Annotated in this window: 20 protein-coding genes and 1 riboswitch; of the genes, 5 read left to right on the forward strand and 15 right to left on the reverse strand. The window is 37.2% G+C overall.

Translation table 11 applies throughout. The annotated features are described in order from the left end of the window. Window positions 1–32: 32 nt before the first annotated feature. From bioB to thiB, 4 genes are read right to left on the reverse strand one after another with little or no spacing between them, the layout of a single operon-like run. The gene (bioB, locus tag ACFSAV_RS08945) at window positions 33–1040 is read right to left on the reverse strand and encodes a biotin synthase BioB (protein WP_101775950.1); all 1008 of its coding nucleotides are present in this window, start codon (window positions 1038–1040) and stop codon (window positions 33–35) included. Between the two features lie 59 nt (window positions 1041–1099). After that, window positions 1100–1750: a thiamine ABC transporter ATP-binding protein gene (thiQ, locus tag ACFSAV_RS08950; RefSeq protein ID WP_101775949.1), complete on the reverse strand. Its 651-nt coding sequence runs from the start codon at window positions 1748–1750 to the stop codon at window positions 1100–1102. Continuing rightward, window positions 1743–3353, reverse strand: a complete 1611-nt coding sequence (gene thiP, locus ACFSAV_RS08955; protein ID WP_379098715.1) for a thiamine/thiamine pyrophosphate ABC transporter permease ThiP — start codon at window positions 3351–3353, stop codon at window positions 1743–1745. The genes thiQ and thiP overlap by 8 nt, the downstream gene beginning before the upstream one ends. A 4-nt stretch (window positions 3354–3357) precedes the next feature. Beyond that, the gene (gene thiB, locus ACFSAV_RS08960) at window positions 3358–4362 is read right to left on the reverse strand and encodes a thiamine ABC transporter substrate binding subunit (protein ID WP_379098718.1); all 1005 of its coding nucleotides are present in this window, start codon (window positions 4360–4362) and stop codon (window positions 3358–3360) included. A gap of 38 nt (window positions 4363–4400) precedes the next feature. Further along, window positions 4401–4493, reverse strand: a riboswitch (TPP riboswitch). Window positions 4494–4710: 217 nt separating this feature from the next. Between thiB and glnE the strand changes: the two genes are divergently transcribed. After that, entirely contained in the window at window positions 4711–7662 is a 2952-nt protein-coding gene (gene glnE / locus ACFSAV_RS08965; protein WP_379098721.1) for a bifunctional [glutamate--ammonia ligase]-adenylyl-L-tyrosine phosphorylase/[glutamate--ammonia-ligase] adenylyltransferase, read from the forward strand. Window positions 7663–7705: 43 nt separating this feature from the next. Here glnE and ACFSAV_RS08970 read toward each other — a convergent pair whose 3' ends face one another. The 4 genes from ACFSAV_RS08970 to nspC all read right to left on the reverse strand — a co-directional run bounded on the left by ACFSAV_RS08970 (window position 7706) and on the right by nspC (window position 12851). Continuing rightward, window positions 7706–9187, reverse strand: a complete 1482-nt coding sequence (locus ACFSAV_RS08970; protein WP_101775945.1) for a class I SAM-dependent methyltransferase — start codon at window positions 9185–9187, stop codon at window positions 7706–7708. A 38-nt stretch (window positions 9188–9225) separates the two neighbouring features. Further along, window positions 9226–10143 (reverse strand): DUF7916 family protein, encoded by a 918-nt coding sequence (locus ACFSAV_RS08975; RefSeq protein WP_379098725.1) that lies wholly within the window; start codon window positions 10141–10143, stop codon window positions 9226–9228. Between the two features lie 156 nt (window positions 10144–10299). Then, the gene (locus ACFSAV_RS08980; RefSeq protein ID WP_379098728.1) at window positions 10300–11538 is read right to left on the reverse strand and encodes a saccharopine dehydrogenase NADP-binding domain-containing protein; all 1239 of its coding nucleotides are present in this window, start codon (window positions 11536–11538) and stop codon (window positions 10300–10302) included. Between the two features lie 197 nt (window positions 11539–11735). Further along, window positions 11736–12851, reverse strand: coding sequence for a carboxynorspermidine decarboxylase (gene nspC, locus ACFSAV_RS08985; RefSeq protein WP_379098731.1), 1116 nt, complete (start codon window positions 12849–12851; stop codon window positions 11736–11738). A 202-nt stretch (window positions 12852–13053) separates the two neighbouring features. On the opposite strand from nspC, the gene parE reads away from it, so the two are divergent. Together parE and parC are read left to right on the forward strand one after the other, a co-directional pair. Next, entirely contained in the window at window positions 13054–14952 is a 1899-nt protein-coding gene (parE, locus tag ACFSAV_RS08990; protein ID WP_379098734.1) for a DNA topoisomerase IV subunit B, read from the forward strand. Between the two features lie 311 nt (window positions 14953–15263). Further along, entirely contained in the window at window positions 15264–17516 is a 2253-nt protein-coding gene (gene parC, locus ACFSAV_RS08995) for a DNA topoisomerase IV subunit A (protein WP_379098737.1), read from the forward strand. A gap of 148 nt (window positions 17517–17664) precedes the next feature. Here parC and ubiG read toward each other — a convergent pair whose 3' ends face one another. After that, window positions 17665–18393, reverse strand: a complete 729-nt coding sequence (gene ubiG / locus ACFSAV_RS09000; RefSeq protein WP_379098740.1) for a bifunctional 2-polyprenyl-6-hydroxyphenol methylase/3-demethylubiquinol 3-O-methyltransferase UbiG — start codon at window positions 18391–18393, stop codon at window positions 17665–17667. 152 nt (window positions 18394–18545) lie between these two features. Between ubiG and gyrA the strand changes: the two genes are divergently transcribed. Both gyrA and ACFSAV_RS09010 read left to right on the forward strand, forming a co-directional pair. After that, a complete protein-coding gene (gyrA, locus tag ACFSAV_RS09005; protein WP_379098743.1) occupies window positions 18546–21236 on the forward strand; it encodes a DNA topoisomerase (ATP-hydrolyzing) subunit A in 2691 nt (896 codons plus the stop codon). Between the two features lie 60 nt (window positions 21237–21296). Continuing rightward, window positions 21297–21647 (forward strand): SirB2 family protein, encoded by a 351-nt coding sequence (locus ACFSAV_RS09010; protein WP_379098746.1) that lies wholly within the window; start codon window positions 21297–21299, stop codon window positions 21645–21647. 70 nt (window positions 21648–21717) lie between these two features. Here the strand turns inward: ACFSAV_RS09010 and yciH are convergent, their stop codons facing one another. The 6 genes from yciH to rpsA all read right to left on the reverse strand — a co-directional run bounded on the left by yciH (window position 21718) and on the right by rpsA (window position 26364). Beyond that, on the reverse strand, window positions 21718–22035 hold the full coding sequence (gene yciH / locus ACFSAV_RS09015) for a stress response translation initiation inhibitor YciH (RefSeq protein WP_379098749.1): 318 nt from the start codon (window positions 22033–22035) through the stop codon (window positions 21718–21720). A gap of 10 nt (window positions 22036–22045) precedes the next feature. Further along, window positions 22046–22744, reverse strand: a complete 699-nt coding sequence (gene pyrF / locus ACFSAV_RS09020; protein WP_379098752.1) for an orotidine-5'-phosphate decarboxylase — start codon at window positions 22742–22744, stop codon at window positions 22046–22048. A gap of 40 nt (window positions 22745–22784) precedes the next feature. Beyond that, window positions 22785–23963, reverse strand: coding sequence for a lipopolysaccharide assembly protein LapB (gene lapB / locus ACFSAV_RS09025; protein ID WP_379098755.1), 1179 nt, complete (start codon window positions 23961–23963; stop codon window positions 22785–22787). Next, window positions 23963–24259, reverse strand: a complete 297-nt coding sequence (locus ACFSAV_RS09030) for a LapA family protein (RefSeq protein WP_379098758.1) — start codon at window positions 24257–24259, stop codon at window positions 23963–23965. The genes lapB and ACFSAV_RS09030 overlap by 1 nt, the downstream gene beginning before the upstream one ends. Before the next feature lie 95 nt (window positions 24260–24354). Then, the gene (locus tag ACFSAV_RS09035; RefSeq protein ID WP_049213946.1) at window positions 24355–24639 is read right to left on the reverse strand and encodes an integration host factor subunit beta; all 285 of its coding nucleotides are present in this window, start codon (window positions 24637–24639) and stop codon (window positions 24355–24357) included. 75 nt (window positions 24640–24714) lie between these two features. Then, on the reverse strand, window positions 24715–26364 hold the full coding sequence (gene rpsA / locus ACFSAV_RS09040; protein ID WP_379098761.1) for a 30S ribosomal protein S1: 1650 nt from the start codon (window positions 26362–26364) through the stop codon (window positions 24715–24717). Window positions 26365–26444: the final 80 nt, after the last annotated feature.

Below are 26444 nucleotides of genomic sequence, written 5' to 3' on the forward strand. Positions count from 1 at the left end.
TGTTATTAAAATATTGTAAAAACTGACCGCACTTATTCAGCACGATAACGATTTTCTTCAGTTTCTGGCTCTAAATCCAATTTAGCCATCAACAATTGATCACCATCTTCTTCTGGGTTTCCCGTCACTAATAACTTATCTCCATAGAAAATAGAATTCGCGCCAGCCATAAAACACATCGCCTGCATTTCTTCTGACATACCTTGACGCCCTGCTGATAAACGCACATAACTTTTCGGCATCGTAATTCGTGCAACGGCAATCGTACGAACAAATTCTGTCCAATCTAATTCAGCTGCCTCAGCTAACGGCGTACCCTCAACTTTAACAAGTTGGTTAATTGGTACTGACTCTGGTTGAGGATCTAAATTAGCCAAGCTTGCAATCAATCCTGCACGCTCTTTTCTTGTTTCATTCATACCAATAATACCGCCACAGCACACTTTTAATCCCGCTTGACGAACTTTACCTAAAGTATTAATACGATCATCAAATTGACGTGTTCCGATCACATTATGATAGTGTTCTGGCGCAGTATCTAAATTATGATTATAGTAATCTAAGCCTGCCTGTTTTAAATCTTCTGCCATTCCATCTTGTAATAAACCAAACGTCCCACAAGTTTCTAAACCCAATTCTTTCACTGCTTTAATAATAGCAGTTACCTTTTCCATATCTTTTGGCTTTGGACCTCGCCATGCTGCGCCCATACAAAAACGCCCAGCACCGCGTGCTTTTGCAATTTTGGCTTTGGCAACAATTTCTTCGACATCTAATAATTGTTGATTTTGTACGCCAGTTTGATAACGAGCAGACTGGGGGCAATAACCACAATCTTCTGGGCAACCACCTGTTTTAATTGACATTAAGGTAGACAACTGAATTGCTTTCGGATTGAAATTTTCACGATGTACCTGTGCTGCACGATATACTAAATCAAGAAAGGGAGTCTCAAATAACGCTTCGATTTTACATACAGACCAATATTCTAACGTTGGATGTGGTGTTAGGGTTCGCACCTCAAAAGTTGTTGTTGTCATATTTTTTCTATTTCCTTTGTTATATACCGCTTAAAAGTGCGGTCTATTTTCCAATAAAATTATCTAATTAAAATCTGCGATTGACTAATCCTACCATGCTCAACTTGAATAATACGATCAATTTTTTCCAATAATTCATTTGGCTGATGAGTAACCACGATTAAAGTCAGCTGTTTCTCTATACATAATTGATCAATTAATTCCAACATTTCTACACGCAAATTAGGATCAAGCGCGGAAAAAGGCTCATCGAGTAATAAAATTGGTTTATCGCGTAACAAACAACGTGCTAATGCAACGCGTTGCCTTTGTCCACCTGATAAGTTTTGCGGTAGTTGGCCTAAATATTTTTCTAAACCAACCGCTGCTGCGACATCATGTACTTTCTGTTGCTCAATTTGATTTAACTTTAAACTTGGCTTTAATCCTAAGGCAATATTTTCCGCTACAGTAAGATGAGTAAATAAGTTGTTCTCCTGAAATAAAATTGAAACAGGACGCTGATGCGGTTGTGTTTTCGTATGATTTTCACCATTCAACCAAACTTCACCTCGCTCTACAAATTCAAAGCCTGCAATCAAATTTAATAATGTACTTTTACCTGCACCGCTCGCCCCAATGACAGCGACTTTCTGTTGTGCTGGAATATGTAAATCCAACTCAAATCTGGCTGTTTTATAACAAAATTGCACCTGATGTAATTTAATCATTATCTTTTTCCTTATGCCACTCAATTAAAATAAAAGCAGCCATACAAAAAACTAATAAGATAAACGCAGTAACAGCAGCCTCTTGGCTACGATAATGACCAAGTTGTTGATAGAGCAAATGTGGCAGAGAAGTAAAATCTTCATTACCAAATAAGGCAATCGCAGTGAAATCCCCTAGAGATAAAGCGCAAGCTAATGCAAAAGCATACTTTACTGGCGAACGTAAAGTATGCCATTCAATCAAGGAAAAACGTTGCCAGCCTCGAAGATGCAGAGATTGACATAATTTTTCGTAGTAAATCATGTTGTTATTCATCGGAACTGCAAGAATTCGTAATACAAATGGCATCGCAGCTAGCGCGTTACAGCATACTACAACTATAAAAAGATGTAGTGTAGAAAAATCAATCTCACGTAATAGAATGAATAATCCAATCGCAACAACAAGCGTAGGAATAGCTAAAATTGTCGCACCAATATTAAGAATCAAATCAGAAAAGCGACGATATTCCAACCAATATAACTGCCTTGCGCATAGTAATAAAGCAAATGACAAGATTAGTGCGATAAAAGCAGAAGTTGGCGCTATCAATGCGGAATAACCTATTGCTTTCCACAGTTGAGGTTGTAACCATATAGAAAACAGCTTTGGCGAAAATAACGCGGAAAATAAAATATGCAACAAAGGTAACAATACAAAACTAGTTGCCAATATAATCAATAAAATTTGCCAAAATCTAACCGCTCTTGGTTGAGGGGAAATCCAATATTGACGACTGTGTAATGTTGTTTCTGGTACCTTAGCTAAAAAGCTACTTAACACAAATAAACCGAAGCAAAAGATAAATTGTAATAGTGCAAATAAAGCTGCTTTTGGGAGATCAAATTCAAACAGTACTGCTTGATAAATGGCAACTTCTAATGTCGTATACTTAGGTCCACCACCAAGGGTTAACACAATGGCAAAACTAGTAAAGCACAGCATAAAAATTAAAGTAAAGACAGGAGATAATTGCTGACGCAAATAAGGTAGCTCAATTAGGCGTATAAATTGCCAACCACGAATATTAAGTTGAGCAGCAAGCTGTCTTTGTTGAATGGGAATATGTTGTAATCCTTGCAAAAACATTCGAGTCGCTAATGGAATATTAAAAAACAGGTGCGCGATTAAAATACCCGTTAATCCATAGATGTTTGGTGTCCAATTAATATCTCCAATTGCCATTAACGTAGCTAACCAACCTGAACTACCATATACACCTAATAAACCAAAAATTGCTACTAAAGCAGGCAAAACAAAAGTTAATGAAAACAACTTTAAAATCAATGTATTCGCAATAAACTGTTGATAAAAAAATGCGCGTGCTAATAATGCCCCAAAAATAACAGACAACAATGCGGATAAAAATGCCTGCCAAAGACTAAATAAAATAACGTGATGCAAATACCGATCAGTCAGTAAATAATACCAACTATACTCACCTTGAATAGAAAAAACAGCAGTTAATGGAAAAACATAAAAGACAATAAGTAATAAAATCACCAAAATTCCGCCCAAATAGTGGGACGGGCGAAATTTTGGTGACATCAATAGTTGCAACATGTGATTACTTAGTTAAGGTTGTTTGCCAAACAGCGATCCATTTTTTTAGCTGTTGTGCATTAACTTGGGTAGTATCTAATACTTTCGATTGCAATTGTTTTACTTTTAATGCATCAAAATGCGGTTCAATTTGTGCGTCAATTACAGATAGCATCACATTATTTTTAACTAAATGCAGCTGAGCTTCAGGTTGAATTAAAAATGTAAGAAAATGATCAGCACAAACATTATCACGATTTATCACTTTTGCGGCTGTTTCAATTTGAAGTACGCCACCTTCAGTAAACTCTGTTGCCATGTACTGATCTTTTTGTTCAAATACAAGATGATACAACGGCGATGTACTATAACTAAGTACTAAGTCTGCCTCACCTTTTAAGAAAGCGCCATATGTATCAGACCAGCCTTTTCCTACTGTGACTGTATGTTTAGCAAGCTTTTGCCATGCTTGTGTAATTTCATGTTCAGGATAAACTTTATTCATCCAAATTAATAAACCACGTCCAACACTACTCGTACGCGGATCTTGGTAAATAATGTTTAAATCATCGCGGGTAACCAGTTCTTGTAAACTTTGCGGTGGATTTTGTACTTTTGTCTTATCATAAATAAAAGCAAATTGCCCAAAATCATAAGGTAAAAAAGTCTTATCTTTCCATATAATTGGTAACGAAAGTTGATTTAAATCGACTGTATTTGGCGCAAATAACTCGCTTTTTCTCGCTTCTTCTAATACATAATTATCTAACCCAACAACAATATCTGCTTTCGTTTTTTTCCCTTCTAAACGTAAGCGATTAAACATAGTGCCAGAATCACCAAACGCAGTGAAATTTACTTGGCATTGTGGAAATTGTTTTTCAAATGCTGTTTTTATCTTTGGACCAGCTCCCCAATCTGATGTAAAAGAGTCATAAGTATAAACATTGATAGTTTGCATTTGTGCAAACGCAGCCAATGAAAAGGTTGAAAATGCGGTTAAAAATAAAGAAGTTTTAAATTTAGACATTGTGTCCTCTCTTGTTATGGCATCAAAAAAGTACACAGTAATATTGACTGTTAGTTTCCTACGCCAGTATTAACTGCATCAGGTTCACGGGTATTATCTCAGCCATCAAAGTAGCACCCCGACTAAGTGGGTAAGTCTATAATATTTTATGAGGAAACAAAAGGTTATTTATTGATTCCTATAGCTTATATTTTCAAATAGAAGAAAAATAAAATATAAAAGAGAAACCAAAAAATTATTTGTCTAAAATTCTGGAACTTCCATCGCAAAAGTGAAAAATTACTACAGTGAAAACCGCTATTTTATGCTAAAGTCAGTCTGTTTCTTGTGTATTTAATAGGATTTCTCATGTCTTTATCTTTTAACCAATTTGATCACAAATTAGCTCAACTTGCTCAACAACTGATAAATACATTTCCTGACCAATATGACATCACGTTATTGCAACAAATTGAACTGGATAAAGACGATCTCAATAGCTCAATCGGGCAGCTTCGTTATGCTATTGCAATGTCAGACTTCTTTGCCGATGTATTGTCAAAACAGCCACACTTTTTACAACAATGTTGGCATAATCCTCCTAAGTTAGATGAATGCGATCAATATGTAGTTCGGCTAAATATCCTATTAACGCAAACTCATTCAGAAGAGCAACTTTATAAAGTCCTGCGTCAATTTCGCAATCAAGAAATGGCTAAGCTCAGTTTTTGCCAAAGTCTAAATTTAGGTACCGTAGAAGATATTTTTCTTCGTTTATCTCAGTTAGCTGAGAGCTTAATTATTGCAGCTCGAGATTGGCTCTATGTGCGTGCTTGTGAAGAAATGGGAACACCCATGGATGAACAAGGTCAGCCACAGCAGCTCTATATTTTAGGCATGGGTAAACTTGGTGGTTTTGAACTCAATTTTTCTTCAGATATTGACTTAATTTTCACTTATCCAGCTAATGGTGAAACCATCGGTGCACGAAAAAGGGTTGAAAACGCTAAATTTTTCACACGGTTAGGACAACGTTTAATTAGCGCATTAGATCAATATACAGTTGATGGATTTGTTTATCGAACAGATATGCGCTTACGCCCTTTTGGTGAAAGTGGCGCTTTGGCATTAAGCTTTGCCGCTATGGAACAATATTATCAAGATCAAGGGCGTGATTGGGAACGTTATGCAATGATAAAAGGGCGAATTCTAGGTGCAAATCCACAAGATCCTAATATCAAAACACTGCAACAATTATTACGCCCTTTTGTATATCGTCGCTATATTGATTTCAGTGTGATTCAATCTCTACGAGAAATGAAAGGGAAAATTGAACGAGAAGTGCGTCGTCGTGGGCTCAACGATAATATTAAACTTGGCGCAGGCGGGATTCGTGAAATTGAATTTATTGTCCAAGTTTTCCAACTTATTCGCGGAGGACGTGAAATCAGATTACAACGCCATGAATTGTTAAAATTGCTACCTGAGCTAGTTGCACTTGAATTGATATCGGCACAACAAAAACAAGATTTGCAACAAGCTTATGTGTTTTTACGCCGTACTGAAAATATCTTACAAGCAATCAACGATCAGCAAACACAACAATTACCCGAAAAGGAATTGGATCGCCAACGTTTGATACAAGCAACACAAGTTTTTAAGCAATGGAATACTCAATTTCAAGCAGAAAATGTCTTCTACCCTATTGATGACTGGACAAGTTTTTGCAAGCAATTACACCAACATCAGCAAAAAGTTCGTGCTATTTTTACTAACTTAATTGGTGAAGAAAAAGAAGAAATAGCAGAAGCCTTAGACTTATGGCATGACTTTCTTGATGCGGATTTAGATGAAAGTGAAATTAAGCAAGTATTGATTGAGAATCAAGTAGATGAGGCAGATTTCACCGAAATTATTCAGATATTAGTTCAATTTCGCTCTGAATTATCTCGTCGCCCAATTGGCACACGTGGGCGAGAAGTACTTACACAATTATTGCCACATTTATTACAACAACTATTTTCGCATTCTGCCTATCGTACTTTATTACCAAGAATCCTCAATATTGTCGAAAAAATATTAACACGTACCACTTATTTAGAATTATTGCTTGAAAATCCACAAGCACTTAATCAACTGATTGAGCTTTGCGCCCAATCTAAACTGATCGCAGAGCAAGTTGCACGTCATCCTATTTTGCTTGATGAACTACTAGATCGTAAAGCGTTACTTAATCCACCGCCCTATACAGAATATCAAAGCGAACTACAACAATATTTACTGCGTTTACCCTCTGATGATGATGAACAGATTATTGATGGTTTGCGCCAATTTAAACAAGCGACTTTATTACGTATCGCCTCTGCAGACATTCTCGGTGCATTACCCGTGATGAAAGTAAGTGATCATCTCACATTTTTGACAGAAGCGATCATTGAAGTAGTTGTGAATTTAGCTTGGCAGCAGGTCGCCACTCGCTTTGGAATACCTGAACATTTAACGGAAAACCAAAAAGGTTTTTTAGTCATTGGGTACGGTAAACTTGGTGGTATTGAACTAGGCTACAAATCTGATTTAGATCTCGTCTTTTTATATCAATCTGCTAACAATAGCCAAACAATTGGCGGGAAACGCAGTATTGATAGCAATCAATTTTACTTGCGCTTAGCACAAAAAATTATCAGCATTTTCAGTATAAATACGTTTGCAGGCATATTATATGAAGTGGACATGCGCTTACGTCCTTCAGGTGAATCTGGGTTGTTATGCAGTTCTATTTCCGCATTTAAAGATTACCAACTCAATGAAGCTTGGACTTGGGAAAAACAAGCATTAGTGCGCAGCCGTGCTATTTATGGTGAAAAAACGCTCCGACAAGCGTTTGAAGCTATTCGCCAAAGCGTACTTTCCGCACCACGAGAAATCAACACTCTCAAAGCCGATGTTGTTACGATGCGTCACAAAATGTATGAGCACTTAGCAAATACAGAAGAAGGGCAATTCAACATTAAAACTGACCGTGGTGGCATTACAGATATTGAATTCATCGCCCAATATTTAGTACTCGCCCATGCACCACAAAATCCAATATTGGCAACATGGTCAGACAATGTGCGTATTTTTGAGATCATGGCTGAAAGTGCGGTCATTTCTTGGCAAATTTCAGAAAGATTACAACAATGCTATGTGGAATTACGTAACCGTATTCATCATTTAAGTCTGTTAGGTTTACCTGCTATCGTACCAAATTCAGAGTTTCAATCAGAGCGAGAATTTATCCAAATGATTTGGTATGAATTACTAGAAAAGGAAGCTGAATAAATAAAGAGGCACAGATTCATCATGCTGTGCCTCTTAATCCATCTTAATCGTTCATCAAATTTGCTTCAACGAAAGAGCGGACATCCTGAACAAATTGCTTAACGACTTGTTGTTTATCCTCTTTTTCATATTGCTTACCAATACTGAAAACCCCTTCTTCGATTTTATTTAATAATAATGTGACTAACTCTGCATCCGTTTTTATACCATCAAACAACAATATAGTACGTATCTCACTGGAGGATAGGATTAATGTGTTACCAACAAAATTTGACAGCTCAACTACAGGCTTATCGGTATTTAAGTGATATTCAAAATAGCGACGATAGGTGTCTTTCAACTTAATCTTAGCTGATTGCCTAACTTCAAGCTCCCTTGCGTAAAAATCAATATGTTGATTATAAATCTCTAACAAAATTGAGGAATAACCTTCTTCTCGATTATCAGCAAAATAGGTATGAATAAAATCAGCCACATTCATTGAATTTGGATAAATATCCTTCAATTTCACTGCCACTTCAGAAGAAGATTCGCTACCTAAATTTGCTCGAATATACAGTTTATTTAAATGTTCAATCTTAATAGTTCTAGAAATATTACATTTTTCTTTATTTGCTAAATGCGTCACTATACTGGTTCTAAATTGCCTATTTAGCAAATAATCGTAATATTGTTCTTTGAGTAGATGATTATCACCACATTCATTATCAATCATTTCCTCAATATTATCGTCTTTAAAAATTGGGAAACTTGCGCCTACTGTTGAATCGCAAATATGCGCTAACCCATATTGTTCTAATAACTGATTAAATTCATATAAGTAAAAAGGGTGGTTATATTCTTCAAAATATTCATGATAAATATAATGGTCATCTTTTGCCGCAAGATTCTCTGCAGCCTCTTTTAATTGTTTATCTGCAAGTGAAAATTTTGCTAAAAACTCAGCGGTTCCTTTACCATAAGCCACCTTTTCTAAAGGCGATAAATGGATATTCTCTTGTTCTAATAAATTGACTCGAAATTTCATGATATCTTTTAATACTTCAAGCGATTTCCAGCCTGGATAAGTATTGTAAGATATGGTTGCAGAACCATTTTCAGCTAAATGTGATTTAATCAACTGTAAAATTTTAATACGGACAGATTCAGGCACCCAGCTAAACACTCCGTGACAAATAATATAGTCAAATTTAACGGATGTTTTTTCAAAATAAGAAATATCTTGGCAAAGTAATTCCACATTATGTAAACCAAGTTGCTCAACGACAGCTTTACCGCCTTCAATTTGTTTTTCGGATAAATCAACGCCAACAAAATGTGAATTAGGATGAATCAATGCGCTACAAATAATATTTCCACCAAAACCACAACCAATTTCTAATACATTAGCCGTTTTAATATCTGGTGTATTAAAACCAAATAAAGTCAACACGGCTTTCTGTCTTTCAGGCAAAGTATGAGAAAACCCTTTGGAAATATAAGGTAACTCATTATAGCTTTCTTTAATTAAATCAATATTTTCCATTTTTATACTTACTTAAAATTAAATAATAAGCGCAATAGTTATCGGTTAACTGACATTGCCATACGTACATAAGTATGACGACGACCTCGAATTGCAATTGAATAGGTCATAATATTATCTGGTACCGCAATGCCATAAAAACCAGCATCACCAATATGATAAATATCAGCCCCTGCCATTTTGCTATTCAACGCAATTTGGCGAATAGTTGCTGCATCAGCCCCTTCTTGACTTGTACCAATAGCAAGTAAGGCTAATGCACCTTTGGAATGAATAAACTGAATATATTTTTCTACTTTCTCTACTGTCATGCCTGGTACTGTACCTGGCGCTGCTAATAAGATAATATCAGCACCTGCTGCAATAAAATTCTCTAGATCTTGTAGCGAAATAATGGAACTGCCCGTTTCATTCGCAACGCCTGCACCATGCATTTTACCTGCGATGATCAGGCCTTCATTGCCCAGTACTGCTCTTGCACGTTTAATTGCATTGACGATTTCGTAGTTTGTTACACCCGTTTTAGGGTTACCAGTTAAACAAATAAAATCAAATCCCAACATTTTAGCCTGTTGCAAAGACTCCGTAGTTGCTATCCGCCCTTTTGCAATAGTTTCTAACACCTCAATTTGTTCCGCATTAATATCAACAGGCTCTAAATTAATACCAATTGGGCGACCAACTAATCGTTTTAAGGTTTGAATCGTTTGCTCTGGTCTATCACATACGAGACCATTTACACAAGGTTGGAAAACATCAAATAAATTCAATAAAATCAAATCTGCACCAAATGCAGCGGCTAATTCAGAATTCGTGACATTAGGATACAAAGGTTGAACAGCTACCATGTTTTCTGACAACATTACGCGCCCTTCACTAGCACGAATAGCTTGTTTAAGCTGTTGTCCAGTCATATTTTGAAAATCTGACGCAGTACAATCTAGTAGTCTTTTCATTGCATTATCCTCCAATATAATCATGTTAAAATATTGTTTAGTGCATTGTAACAATCTGAATTCGCGAAAGAAAGTGCGGTCTATTTTTTCAAAGTTTTAACAAATTGAATAAAAAAGTGCGAGGCAATGCTCGCACTTTATCGCTATTCAAATAAGTTAAAATGCTAACTCACGATCGCCATTTTCATCTTTGATACGATTTGGTAAACCCATTTTATTTAAAAGATTCAAGAATGGTTTTGGATCAAGTTGTTCAACATTACACATTTCACCCACATCCCACTCACCTGTCGCAATCAGTAATGCCGCTGCTACAGCAGGGACACCCGCTGTGTAGGAAATGCCTTGACTACCCACTTCTTCATAAGCGTCTTTGTGATCTGCCACATTATAAATAAAGATTTCTTTCTCTTTACCGTCTTTTTTCCCTTTTACTAGATTACCAATACAAGTTTTACCCGTGTAATTTGGTGCTAAAGAAGCTGGATCAGGTAATACGGCTTTCACAACTTTAATCGGAATAACCTCTAAACCCTCTGCAGTTTTAACTGGATGAACAGATAGCAAACCAAGGTTTTTTAATACATTAAATACATTAATATAGTGATCACCAAAGCCCATCCAGAAGCGGATATTAGGCACATTTAAATGAGTTGATAAAGAATGCAGTTCTTCATGACCAGTTAAGTAAGAATTTTGCATACCAACAATCGGTAAGTCGTCAGTACGCTTCACTTCAAACATCTTGTTCGCCACCCATTGGCTATTTTGCCAACTCCAAACTGTCCCTGTAAACTCACGGAAATTCACTTCAGGATCAAAGTTTGTGGCAAAATAACGCCCATGACTACCCGCATTAATATCAATAATATCAATGCTATCTACACTATCAAACTCATCATTCACTGCATATGCTGCATAAGCATTGACCACACCTGGATCAAAACCAGCACTTAAAATTGCAGTAACATTGTTTTGTTTACATAGTTCACGACGTTTCCATTCATAATTTGCATACCAAGGTGGTGTTTCGCAAACTTTACTTGGATCTTCGTGCATTGCAGTATCAATATACGCCGCGCCAGTTTCAATACAAGCTTGTAATACGGACATATTGACAAATGATGGGCCAACATTAATCACAATTTGTGATTCTGTTTTTTGAATTAATGCTTTCGTTGCTTCAACATCAAATACATCGATTTCAAAGCATTCAATAGTAGCAGGCAGTTTAAAATTTCCTTTTTCTGCTACACTTTCCGCGATGGCTTGACATTTCTCAATTTTACGTGAAGCAATAGAAATTTTGCCAAGAATATCATTATGTTGTGCACATTTATGTACCACAACTTGTGATACGCCACCCGCACCAATCACCAAAACATTTTTTTTCATTTAGCATTTTCCTCCCAAGTGCCGAACTTGCTAAAGGATCGACATAGGCGTTGATAAAAACCTGATACATATTGAAAACCTAAAAAGTCAATATCAGGCAGAGATAGCTTTATCGTATTAACCGATAAAGTAAAACAAATGAAAGTGCGGTCTGTTTTGAGTAAATTTCATAAAAAACTCACCGCACTTTTTATTTTTTAAGACAGACTCTCAACATAATCTTGGTAACCAAATTGCTTGACAACACGTACAGTGCCATCTAACTCCTTGATTGCAATGGTAGGCATGTTCACTCCATTAAACCAATTTTTTTTCACCATGGTATAACCCGCTGCATCACAAAATGAAATGCGATCGCCGATTTGCAATGGCTTTTCAAAATGATATTCACCAAAAATATCTCCCGCTAAACAAGACTTACCACATACCATATATTGATATTCCCCTTTGCCTTGGAATGCATCTGGTAATAATTTTGCTTCTGAGCGGTAAATTAATAAATCCAACATATGTGCTTCTGTGGCAGCATCCACAATCGCCAAATCTTTATCATTATTTAAAATATCTAATACCGTCACTTCTAAACTCGTACTTAACGTAATTGATGCTTCACCCGGCTCTAAATAAACTTGTACTGTAAATTTTTCAGCAAACTGTTTGAGACGCTCTGCAAAGGCGTCTAATGGATAATTTTCACCCGTGAAGTGAATACCGCCACCCAAGCTAACCCATTCCACTTGATGCAATAACTCTCCAAATTCTGTTTCAATACGATCTAACATGGCACAGAATTTTTCAAAATCTTCATTTTCACAGTTATTATGGAACATGAAACCACTAATCAATGGCATGATTTCACGAATTTTATTAATATCCCATTCACCTAAGCGACTATGTGGACGTGCAGGATCAGCAAGTAAGAAACTTGAGGTACTGACACGAGGATTAACACGTAGCCCACGTGGTAAATCACGGGTACGATCAACAAAACGTTGTAGTTGACTAATTGAATTAAAAATAATTTTATCTGCATTTGCAACGACTTCATCAATTTCGTCATTTGCATAAGCAACACTGTAAGCATGGGTTTCACCACCAAACTTTTCTTTACCGAGCTTTACTTCATATAATGATGATGAGGTTGTGCCATCCATATATTGACTCATAAAATCAAACACCCCCCAAGTCGCAAAACATTTCAAGGCAAGTAATGTTTTTGCCCCTGATTTTTCACGTAAATAGGTGATTTTTTCCATGTTACGTAACAACTTGCTTTTATCAATCAAATAATAAGGTGTTTGTAATGCGGTCATCTTATTTTTAGCCCTTTTTTCAACGATTAATTTCCAAAATTAAAGCCAATTATTATAGCTAAGTCTTATTAATGAGCAATCGTTTTCCTACTTATTTATTGCTATTTTTTGAATAAATATGCCATAGTGCAAAAACAGGCTTTTTTTGCTAAAATCTTCGCCAATTTTGACGATAAAAAATAGAACAATATAACAAACGATGATGACAACTAATTATTCAGCACACGAAATAACGGTATTAAAAGATCTTGAGCCTGTACAATTACGTCCAGGTATGTACACCGATACCACTCGTCCAAACCATTTAGGGCAAGAAGTCATTGACAACAGTGTAGACGAAGCGCTAGCAGGACATGCAACCAAAATTGAAGTAATTTTGCATAAAGATCAATCACTTGAAGTGATTGATAATGGACGTGGTATGCCAGTAGATATTCATCCTGTTGAAAAAGTCTCTGGCGTTGAAGTTATTTTGACCAAATTACATGCCGGCGGTAAATTTTCAAATAAAAACTATGAATTCTCAGGGGGGTTACACGGCGTCGGTATTTCTGTCGTAAATGCACTTTCTCAACGTGTCGATGTCACCGTAAAACGTAATGGTGAAATACATAAAATTGCCTTTGAAAATGGTGTGAAAGTAGAAGAACTCGATGTCATTGGTACTTGTGGTAGACGAAACACGGGGACGACCGTACATTTCAAACCCAACCCCAAATACTTTGATAGCGAAAAATTCTCAGTTTCACGCTTAAGACATTTATTACGCGCCAAAGCGGTGCTTTGTTCTGGTTTAGAAATTAAATTTATTGATAAAGTCAATAATACTGAAGATGTTTGGCTATACGAAGATGGTTTAGCTGATTATTTAAGTGAAGCAGTAAATGGTTTTGTTACTCTCCCCGAAAAGCCCTTTATTGGTGATTTCAAGGGTAATACAGAAGCAGTCAGTTGGGCATTATTATGGCTACCTGAGGGGGGGGAATTATTAGGTGAAAGCTATGTTAACTTGATTCCAACTATTCAAGGCGGAACACATGTTAACGGACTACGCCAAGGTTTGCTTGATGCTATGCGCGAGTTCTGTGAATTCCGTAACTTGTTACCACGTGGTGTAAAATTGACAGCGGATGACATTTGGGAACGCTGTGCTTATGTGCTGTCGCTAAAAATGCAAGATCCTCAATTTGCAGGACAAACCAAAGAGCGCTTATCGTCACGCCAAAGTGCGGTTTTTGTTAGCGGCGTAGTAAAAGACGCCTTTAGTCTATGGCTCAATCAACATATATCACAAGCAGAACAACTTGCCGAAATAGCAATTAGCTCAGCACAACGTCGTTTACGGGCAGCAAAAAAAGTCGTCCGTAAAAAATTAGTTAGCGGTCCTGCGTTACCTGGTAAACTTGCCGATTGTAGCCAACAAGATTTAGCGAAAACTGAGTTATTCTTAGTAGAAGGTGACTCTGCGGGAGGATCGGCTAAACAAGCACGAGATCGAGAATATCAAGCTATCTTACCTTTACGCGGGAAAATTTTAAACACCTGGGAAGTGTCATCTGAACAAGTCCTGTCTTCCAACGAAATTCATGATATCGCTGTTGCACTAGGTATTGATCCTGACAATGAAGATCTATCCCAATTACGCTATGGTAAAGTCTGTATTCTTGCTGATGCGGATTCAGACGGTCTACATATTGCCACACTACTCTGCGCGTTATTTTTACGCCATTTCCCTAAATTGGTCCAAAATGGTCACGTTTATGTCGCCATGCCACCGCTCTATCGTATTGATTTAGGTAAAGAAGTGTTCTATGCCTTAGATGAAGGGGAAAAAGAAGCGATTTTAGATCGTCTGAAAAACAAAAAAGGGAAGCCCAACGTACAACGTTTTAAAGGTCTCGGTGAAATGAATCCTATCCAATTACGCGAGACCACAATGGATCCAAACACTCGTCGTTTAGTACAGCTGACTTACAATAAAGAAGAAGATAACGGTGCAGAAACCTTAGAATTAATGGACATGTTACTCGCGAAAAAACGCTCAGAGGATCGCAAAAATTGGCTACAAACTAAAGGCGATCAAGTTGACTTGAGTGTATAAATTGGAATTTCTGCACTAAATAAATTTATTAATAGAAATAGCTAAATAGAAAAGTGCGGTGGATTTTATCCAAATTTCCTCACGCAAACCGCCCAAATGAAGAAAGATTTCTCAGTAAGAAAGTTGCGAAGCAAAGCAAAAACAACTTATTTTGCGTAAAGAAAAATTTTTCGTAATGAGGATAAACTGTTTAGTCGAGTGCTTTTCTGTTTGCCCTCTTTCTTTTTTTGGACAAGCAAAAGAAAGAAGGTCACCATCGGTGAAAGCAGATATATAAGATATAAAATTAACCTCAAAACCAAAACAACATTATGAACACAATCAACTACGAAGGCATTGAACAAACGCCATTACGCACGTTCACTGAAAAAGCTTATTTAAATTATTCTATGTACGTCATTATGGACCGTGCATTACCTTTTATTGGCGATGGCTTAAAACCCGTACAACGCCGTATTATTTATGCCATGTCTGAACTAGGCTTAAATGCCGCAGCCAAATATAAAAAATCAGCGCGCACAGTAGGTGATGTGCTGGGTAAGTTCCATCCACATGGTGACTCAGCTTGCTACGAAGCGATGGTATTGATGGCACAGCCTTTCTCTTATCGCTATCCATTAGTAGATGGGCAAGGGAACTGGGGCGCACCTGATGATCCTAAGTCTTTCGCGGCAATGCGTTATACTGAATCGCGCTTATCCAAAATTGCTGACATTCTCTTATCTGAATTAGGGCAAGGTACTGTTGATTATCAACCTAACTTCGATGGTACATTATCTGAACCACAATATTTGCCCGCGCGCTTACCACATATTTTATTAAATGGTACCACTGGCATTGCAGTAGGGATGGCAACAGATATTCCACCACATAATATTAACGAAATTGCCGATGCCGCAGTCATGTTGATTGATAATCCTAAAGCTACATTAGATGATTTATTAAGCGTAGTACAAGGACCAGATTATCCAACAGAAGCCGAAATTATTTCTTCGAAAGAAGACATTCGTAAATTATATGAGCAAGGTCGTGGCTCTGTACGTATGCGTGCAGTATGGAAAAAAGAAGATGGTGAAATTATTATCACAGCTCTGCCACACCAAGCTTCCCCCTCAAAGGTCATTGCTCAAATTGCTGATCAAATGACAGCCAAAAAACTGCCAATGGTAGAAGATATTCGTGATGAAGCGGATCATGAAAATCCAATCCGTATTGTGATTGTGCCACGCTCTAATCGTATTGATGTAGAGGCACTCATGGCACATTTATTTGCTACAACAGATTTGGAAAAAAGCTATCGTGTCAATATGAATATGATAGGGTTAGACAATAAACCTGCCGTCAAAAACTTAGTTCAAATTCTTACTGAATGGCTCACATTCCGTCGTCATACTGTGACTCGTCGTTTACAACACCGTCTTGATAAAGTCTTAACTCGCTTACATATTCTTGATGGTTTAATGATTGCTTATCTCAATATTGATGAAGTCATTCATATTATTCGTCATGAAGATGAACCCAAATCAGTGTTAATGGCACGTTTTAATTTAGCGGATGAGCAAGCAGAAGCTATTTTAAACTTACGTTTACGTCATTTAGCAAAATTAGAAGAACACGAACTCCAAGCGGAAAAAGATCGTTTAGAACAAGAACGTGATAGTTTACAACTGATTTTAGGTTCTGAACGTCGCTTAAATTCCTTAATCAAAAAAGAAATCCAACAAGATGCAAAAACCTATGCAAGCCCGCGTTTATCACCATTAGTGGAACGCACAGAAGCCAAAGCTATTTCAGAAAGTGAAATGACACCTGCAGAACCTATCACTGTCATTCTCTCAGAAATGGGCTGGGTACGTTGTGCGAAAGGACATGATATTGATGTACAAAACATCAGTTATAAAGCAGGTGATAACTATCTTGCTCATGCCTACGGTAAAAGCAATCAAGCTGTAGTATTCATTGATAGCACTGGACGAAGCTATGCTTTAGATCCATTAACCTTACCTTCTGCACGTTCACAAGGCGAACCATTGACAGGTAAATTGACATTGCCGACAGGGGCAACAATTGAACAAGTTTTAATTGAAAATGAAAATCAGGCATTACTCATGGCATCCGACGCTGGATATGGTTTCATTTGTAAATTTGAGGATTTAGTTGCACGTAATAAAGCAGGTAAGGCGCTGATTTCATTACCTGAAAATGCCAAAGTACTGGCACCACTAACACTAACTGATGAAAATGCCCTATTAGTTGCGCTTACCTCGGCAGGTAGAATGTTAATCTTTCCAGCCAAAGATTTACCATCACTTGCCAAAGGTAAAGGTAACAAAATTGTGACGATTCCCGCAGCCAATGCAAAGGCACGTACAGAGTTACTCGTACGTTTGCTATTAATTAAAGAAAACTCGACATTAGTTTTCCATTCAGGTAAACGGAAAATTACATTAAAACCTGAAGATCTGCAAAAATTCCGTGCAGAACGAGGCAGAAAAGGGACGCAATTACCACGTGGGTTACATAGTCACGCTGATATTGAAGTGATTAACCCAGAGAGTGAATAACAACCTGTAATAATAAAATGCACCTGAAAAAATGAAGATAGGAATTTCATTTTTCAGGTGCATATTCTTAGAAACAAGCCAATTCAGCTGAAAAGTAGTTTAGCTAATTAAACATTAAACGAACTGTTATATAGCATGCTATATTGTGTTAAGACATGATTTTAAAACTCGCCATATAGTTAGCACTCACATCTTTATTGAGGCAAAATTTACCAGTCAATGGATTGTAATGATAACCAACCATATCGAGGCAAGTTAACTGAGATTCATCACACCAATTCAACAATTCTGCGGGTTTAATGAATTTTTCATAATCATGTGTCCCTTTCGGCAACATTTTTAGTACATATTCAGCACCAATGATCACCAATGCCCAAGCTTTTAAGGTCCGATTAATTGTTGAGAAAAAAAGTACACCATTTGGCTTCAACAATTGCTTACAACTTTCAATAATCGAACTGGGATCAGGTACATGTTCTAGCATTTCCATACAAGTAATCACGTCAAACTTCTCTGTTTGCCAATTTTCACCATAAAGTGCGGTCTGTTTTTGCAAAAATTCTTCTATGGTAATTTGCTGATAATCAATCATCAAACCACTTGCTTGTGCATGGTTTTTGGCGACTTGCAAAGGCGCAGATGACATATCAATCCCCGTCACGTTTGCCCCTTGTTTTGCCATGCTTTCTGACAAAATACCGCCACCACAACCAACATCTAATACTTTTTTACCCACTAGCCCATTGGCTTGTTGAGCAATGTAACTTAAACGCAACGGGTTAAGTTGATGGATTGGTTTAAAATCACCTTGCGGATCCCACCAGCTTTTCGCCATTTTTTCAAATTTATCAAGTTCTTGTTGATCAATATTTTGCATGCGCTTTCTTCTTATGATTTTGAATAGAAACAATGCGTTATTATTCCTCAAATCCCATAAAATTTCACTATAAAATTAGGGGAACAACAGATTTTATGCTATAATTCCATCAATTTTTTGATTAATCAAACTCAATGATTAGGAAGTTTTCAATGACCGATTTAGTCCAAGATACTATTCATCAAGATATTAGCCCAATCAGCATCGAAGAAGAACTGAAGTCTTCATATCTTGATTACGCGATGTCAGTCATCGTAGGACGTGCGTTACCTGACGTACGTGACGGTTTAAAACCTGTACATCGTCGTGTGTTATTTGCCATGCATGAAGGCGGTAATGCGTACAACAAGCCTTACCGCAAATCAGCACGTATCGTTGGAGATGTTATCGGTAAATATCACCCTCATGGTGATAGTGCGGTTTACGACACTCTCGTCCGTATGGCACAACCATTCTCCTTACGTTATATGTTAGTCGATGGACAAGGTAACTTCGGGTCAATTGATGGTGATGCCGCGGCGGCAATGCGTTATACCGAAGCGCGTATGACCAAAATCGCCCATGAATTATTAGCTGATCTTGACAAAGAAACTGTTAACTTTGTACCAAACTATGATGGTTCAGAACAAATCCCAGAAGTATTACCTACCAAAGTTCCTGCACTTTTAGTAAATGGTTCCTCTGGTATTGCCGTTGGGATGGCAACCAATATCCCACCACATAACTTAGGCGAAGTATTAGATGGTTGTTTAGCTTATATTGAAAACAACGAAATTACGATTGATGAATTAATGACTTATATCCCGGGACCAGACTTTCCTACTGCCGCATTAATCAATGGTCGTAAAGGTATCGAAGATGCATATAAGACTGGTCGTGGCAAAATTTATGTCCGCGCTAAAGCTGAAGTGGAAGCTGATGAGAAAGGCAGTGAAACTATCGTCGTGCACGAAATTCCTTATCAAGTCAATAAAGCAAAGCTCATTGAAAAAATTGCAGATTTAGTCAAAGAGAAAAAAGTGGAAGGTATTAGCGCAATTACTGACTTATCAGACAAAGATGGTATGCGTATTGAAATTAAAATCAAACGTGATGCTGTGGGTGAAGTCGTCCTGAATAATCTATATGCGTTAACTCAATTACAAGTGACTTTTGGTATCAACATTGTTGCGTTAGACAAAGGTCAGCCAAAATTATTAAATTTAAAACAATTAATCGAAGCTTTCGTCTTACATCGTCGCGAAGTCGTCACTCGTCGTACAGTATATGAATTACGTAAAGCACGTGAACGTGCACATATCTTAGAAGGTTTGGCGATTGCGCTAGCCAATGTCGATCCCATTATTGAATTAATTCGTCGTGCACCAAATCCTGAAAGCGCTAAACGTGCCTTATTAGCGCAAGCATGGCAATTGGGTCATGTCGCAGATATGCTTGCTGCAACAGGCGTTGACGCTGCTCGCCCAGAAGAGCTAGAAGAACAATACGGTATTCGTGATGGTATGTACTATTTAACAGAAGTACAAGCGCAAGCAATCCTAGACTTACGTTTACAAAAATTAACCAACTTAGGGCACGATGAGATTCTAGATGAATATAAAAAATTACTCGATGTCATCGGTGAATTGCTTTATATCTTACGCAGTCCAGAACGCCTAATGGAAGTGATCCGTGAAGAACTCGCACAAATTCGCGAGCAATTTAATGATCCTCGTCGTACTGAAATCACAGCAAGCTCTGCGGATATTAATCTTGAAGACTTAATCGCACAAGAAGATGTGGTTGTCACCCTTTCACACGAAGGCTATGTCAAATATCAACCATTAACTGATTACGAAGCACAGCGTCGTGGTGGTAAAGGCAAATCGGCGGCAAAAACGAAAGAAGAAGATTTCATTGAGCGTTTACTCGTTGCCAATACACATGATACTATCCTCTGCTTCTCAAGTCGTGGACGCTTATATTGGCTGAAAGTATATCAATTACCACAAGCCAGTCGTGGTGCTCGCGGTCGTCCAATCGTCAATATCTTGCCGTTAGATGAGAATGAACGTATTACTGCGATTCTCCCAGTTACTGCTTATGAAGAAGATAAATTCGTAGTAATGGCAACTGCAGGTGGTACTGTGAAGAAAATTGCCTTAACTGAATTTAGTCGTCCACGTTCAAGTGGCATCATTGCGTTAAATCTACGCGATGAAGACGAATTAATCGGTGTAGATATTACCGATGGCAGCAATGAAATCATGCTCTTCTCAGCACAAGGGCGTGTCGTACGCTTTAACGAGAGTGCTGTACGTGCAATGGGGCGTGCTGCAACTGGTGTACGTGGTATTAAACTAGCATTGACTAATGACATGTCTGAAGATGAAAGTGCGGTCGAAATTGAAGAAATTTTAGATGACAACGCAAATGATGTACTGGATTTGAATGTCGATAAAGTTGTTTCATTAGTCATTCCAAAAGGGGAAGGAGCAATTCTTACTGCAACACAAAATGGTTATGGCAAACGTACGGAATTAGAACAATATCCAACTAAATCACGTAACACTAAAGGAGTTATCTCAATTAAAGTGAGTGAACGTAATGGTAAAGTTGTTGCTGCAACACAAGTGGATGAAGCTGATCAAATTATGTTGATTACTGATGCAGGAACATTAGTTCGTACGCGCGTAAGTGAGATCAGTATTGTTGGTCGTAATACACAGGGTGTGCGTTTAATTCGTACCGCAGAAAATGAAACTTTAGTCGGCTTACAGCGTGTTTGCGAAGTTGATGATGAAGATTCAGAAACGTTCAGTAATGAAAGTGTGGTCGAAATTGAAGAGATTTCAGCAGAATAAATAATTGATTGAACAAAAGCAGTAATTGCTACTGCTTTTTTATTTGTGTGTGGGAGAACTATGGCAATTAACTTAATTTATACACATATTATTTGTGCATTTCTAAGCTTGGCTTTATTAATCATACGAGCAACAATGGTGTTAACTGGTAAAAATTGGCGTCAATATACACTCCTTAAAATCTTACCGCACTTAACGGATACCCTATTGCTTGGGACAGGTATCAGCCTCTTTATCCTTTTTGATCATAGTGCCGAACCTTTTTTCATTGTAAAAATGTCACTGATCATTATGTATATTATGGAGTCTATAAAAGCATTCAATAAAAAAGACTATCCACTTAAAAAAGCCTCTCTTGTCTCCTCAATACTATGTTTAGTGAGTGTAATCATTATCGCCTATTTTATTTAAATAAAAAGCAAACAAAAAAGGATTGAAACGATTAAATTTCAATCCTTTTCTTTTACAAGAAAAATGCCTACTAACCACCAGCGAGTTTTACTGCATATCCTTTTTGCTCAAGCAATTGCTTGAGTAAATCTCGCTTTTCTCCTTGAATTTCAATGTTACCATCCTTCACAGAACCACCACAACCACAACGTTTCTTAAGCTCTGCGGCAAGTAATTTTAATTCAGCATCCGATAAATCTAAACCAGTAATGACACAAACACCACTGCCTTTACGTCCACTAACTTGACGTTGAATACGGACAATCCCATCTCCTTTGAGACGTGTAACTTTTGGCTTTTCTGTTTTAATTCGACCAAGCTCAGTAGAATAAACTAATTCACTACTCATAACATTCACACTAATTTGTTGGTAATGAAGCATTAATTGCCTTAAGCATTTCGGCTGGATTTTCTGCTTGTGTGATTGGGCGACCAATCACCAAATAATCTGAGCCCGCTTGAATTGCACCTGCAGGGGTCATCACACGGCGTTGATCACCAAAATCACTACCAATTGGACGAATCCCCGGTGTAATCAATTTGAAATTTTTACCACAATTTGCACGTAAAATTTCAACTTCTTGTGGTGAACATACTACCCCATCTAATCCTGCACGTTGTGTTAAATTCGCTAAACGGATCACTTGTTCCATCGGCGAAGCATTAATACCAATTTGGAGTAAATCAAGATCTTCCATACTCGTCAGCACTGTGACACTAATCAGCATAGGTGCATCCTTACCATAAGGTTCAAGAATTTTTTTCGCCTCTTCCATCATGCGCAAACCGCCACTTGCATGCAAATCTACCATCCACACGCCTAAATCCGCCGCAGAACGTACTGCTCTTGCAACTGTATTGGGAATATCATGAAATTTCAGATCGAGAAATACATCAAAATTACGATTATGTAATGCTTTAACAAATTTAGTACCAAGTGTAGTAAACATTTCTTTACCCACTTTTAAACGGCATAAACTCGGATCAATTTGATCAACCAACGCTAATGCTTCTGCTTCTTTTTCATAATCTAGCGCCACAATAATTTTATTCGTCATAATTTTCCCTCTCAGTGTTCAATTAATTATGTTGCGTTTGTTAATCTTCAATAGGCTTAATACTTTCCCAATGACGGCATGATGGACAACACCATACCAATTTATGGGTTTGATAACCACAATTAGCACAACGGTAATCAAAGTTCTGCCTAATACGCTCGCCTACCATTTTATGTAGCAAAACGAGACTTTCTTTTCCTCGTCCTTCTTCTGCATCAGTAATTTGATATTGAATAAAACGATGAAATAAAAATGTTGTTGGATGCTGATTTAACTTTTGATAGAGTTTTGCTTGTGCAGCACTTTTACCATCCATTTCCTCAATAAGATCGGATAGGGCAAGTTCTACAGCACTATTTTTAGTAATACGACTGGCTTTAATCAAAAATAGCTCAAAACTTTCTAATTGATTTAATTTATGATAACAATCTTTCAATAAGCCTAAAACTTCTCCAACATAAGCAGGGTTTTGTTCAAGTACATTTTCTAATATGCCAACAGCCTGTTGATATTGCTTTTCTTGAACTAAACTTTCACCTAATAAAATAGAAGCACGAACACAGTTCGGCGCGACTTTTAAAGCTGATTCTAATAACATTCTTGGCTTTTGTTTATGCTCAGAAGATAAACTCTGCGCATATTCACAATAATATTGTGCTAATTCAATATTATTTTGTTGAGGCGAAATCTTAGCAAGCTTTTCAGCGACATTAATCGCTTTTTTCCATTCTTTTGTTTTTTGATAAACCACAGCCAATTGTTGTAGCGCATTTTCGGCAAAATCAGGTTCATCAACTAACATAATATAGAGCGTTTCCGCCCGATCATAAAAACCAACAGCCATAAAATCTTTTGCTAATTGTTGTTTAGCAAGCAGTTTTTGTTCAAAAGTATAATCAGGACTGCGATCTAGCGCTTGGTGAATACGTAGTGCACGATCAACTTCACCTCGAGAACGATAAAGGTTACCTAATGTTAATTCTGCTTCAAACTGTGAAGCACTATCTATCTCGTTTTCCGCTTCTTGCTTCTGTAGGATATCAAGAAACAAATCAACCGCTTTATCTGGTTGATTTGATAAAAGAAAATTTACTCCCGTGACATAATCACGGGAGAGTTTATTGGTCATATCTTCCTGATCTTTTTTTGCACTACGATGTCCCATATACCAGCCATAAGCAGCCGCAATAGGTAAAAGTAGGAAGAGTAACTCGAGCATTATTTAATAGCCTTATCTCGAGCTGTGGTTAATTCATTAATTTGTAAAGTTTGACGTTTAATTTGACGAGTTAATGACATGTTTTTCAATTTTAATTTGATATAAAAGATAGCGCTAATTAACCAACCTAAAATTAAGCCTAAACCAAATAAAATCGCAACTAAAGTTGATAAACGGAATTCACTTTGCGCTACCATATAGTTGAAACTAATGATCTGGTCATTATTCGCGCCAATAGTGACTGCAACAAGTACAATGGCAAGTACAAGTACTAATCCTAAAATATATTTAATCATCAACTATCTCCTGACAAAAATGAGCTTTCTCATTATGCCAAAAATAAATACAAAAAACGACACTTTAAGGTGTCGTTATATAAAGTTAGTTGAAATTATGCGTAAATATCAACACGCTCTCTCAGCTCTTTACCAGCTTTAAAGTGCGGTACAGATTTTGCGTCTAATTTCACTTGTTCACCTGTTTTAGGATTACGTCCTAAACGAGGTTGACGATAATGCAAAGAGAAACTACCAAATCCTCTCACTTCAATACGCTTACCGTTTTCTAAGGCGAATGACATTTGGTCCAAAATTTCTTTTACTGCATTTTCAACGTCTTTTGCAGCAATTGAATGATTTTTTTGAACTAAACGCTCAATAAGCTCTGATTTAGTCATAATTTTCTCCTAACTTAATATATAAAGCTAGCGTGAACAATTCACGCTAGCCATACTTTTACAAGGGAAATTTAATTATTCACCTTTAGCTGCTTTGAATGCTTCAGCCATTGCATTTGGAATAGCAACTTCTTCTTGCTTGTTATTCACAGTCGCAACTGCTGCAGCTTCTTCAGCTTGGTCTTTTGCACGTACAGATAAATGAACAATACGTGCTTTACGATCAACACCAGTGTATTTTGCTTCAACAACATCACCCGCATTGACTTCATTAGTTAAATCAGCAGCACGGATATAACCTTCAACACCGCCTTCTAATTCAACTTTTGCACCTTTTGCATCAGCTTCAACAACTGTAGCGCTTAATACTGCACCTTTTTTGTTGACTGCAACAAAGTTGTTGAATGGATCTTCTTCCAGTTGTTTGATACCTAAAGAGATACGCTCTTTTACTGCATCAACTTGTAAAACGACTGCTGCAACTTCGTCACCTTTCTTGTAGTTACGCACGGCTTCTTCACCAGATACATTCCAAGAAATATCAGATAAGTGAACTAAACCGTCGATACCACCTTCAAGGCCGATGAAGATACCGAAATCAGTGATTGATTTAATTTTACCTTCAACTTTATCACCTTTGTTATGAGTTTCAGCAAATTGCAACCATGGGTTAGGTTTACATTGTTTTAAGCCTAAAGAAATACGACGACGTTCTTCATCAATTTCTAATACCATGACTTCAACAACATCACCTAAGCTAACCACTTTAGATGGGTGAATATTTTTGTTTGTCCAATCCATTTCAGATACGTGAACTAAACCTTCAACGCCATCTAAAATTTCAACAAAACAACCATAATCCGTTAAGTTAGTTACTTTACCTGTTAATTTGCTGTTTACTGGGTGATTTTCAGCGATTGCAACCCAAGGATCTTGACCTAATTGTTTTAAGCCTAAAGATACACGAGTACGATCTTTATCAAATTTTAATACTTTAACCGTGATTTCATCACCAACATTCACGATTTCACTTGGGTGTTTAACACGTTTCCAAGCCATATCTGTGATATGTAATAAACCGTCAACGCCACCTAAATCTACGAATGCACCGTAGTCAGTTAAATTCTTAACAATACCTTTAACTTCAGAACCCTCTTGTAAGGTTTCAAGAACTTGTTCACGTTCTTGGCTGTTTTCTGATTCAATTACAGCACGACGAGAAACAACAACATTGTTACGTTTTTGGTCAAGTTTAATCACTTTAAACTCTAATTCTTTACCTTCTAAGTGTAGCGTTTCGCGAACTGGGCGAGTATCTACTAATGAACCTGGTAAGAATGCACGAACACCGTTTAACTCAACTGTGAAACCACCTTTCACTTTACCGTTGATTAAACCGATAACAGTTGCCTGTTCTTCGTATGCTTTTTCTAATTCAATCCAAGATTCGTGACGAACGGCTTTTTCACGAGAAAGTTTGGTTTCACCGAAACCATCTTCAACAGCATCTAACGCAACATTAACTACATCACCAACTTGAACTTCTAATTCGCCTTGTGCGTTTAAGAATTCTTCAACAGGGATTGCTGATTCAGATTTTAAACCAGCGTCAACAAGCACAAAGCCTTTTTGAATAGCAACAACAGTACCGCTAACGATAGAACCTTGACGGGTTTCAAGTTCTTTTAATGATTCTTCAAATAGTTGAGCAAAAGATTCAGTCATAATTAATCTTCAATTTAAAATATAATAACGTCCACTTCAAAATCCGTTGAATGTGGGGTTGAGAATACATGTTCATTCTT

The organism is Pasteurella oralis (genome assembly GCF_042681465.1).
Classification (GTDB): domain Bacteria; phylum Pseudomonadota; class Gammaproteobacteria; order Enterobacterales; family Pasteurellaceae; genus Pasteurella; species Pasteurella oralis.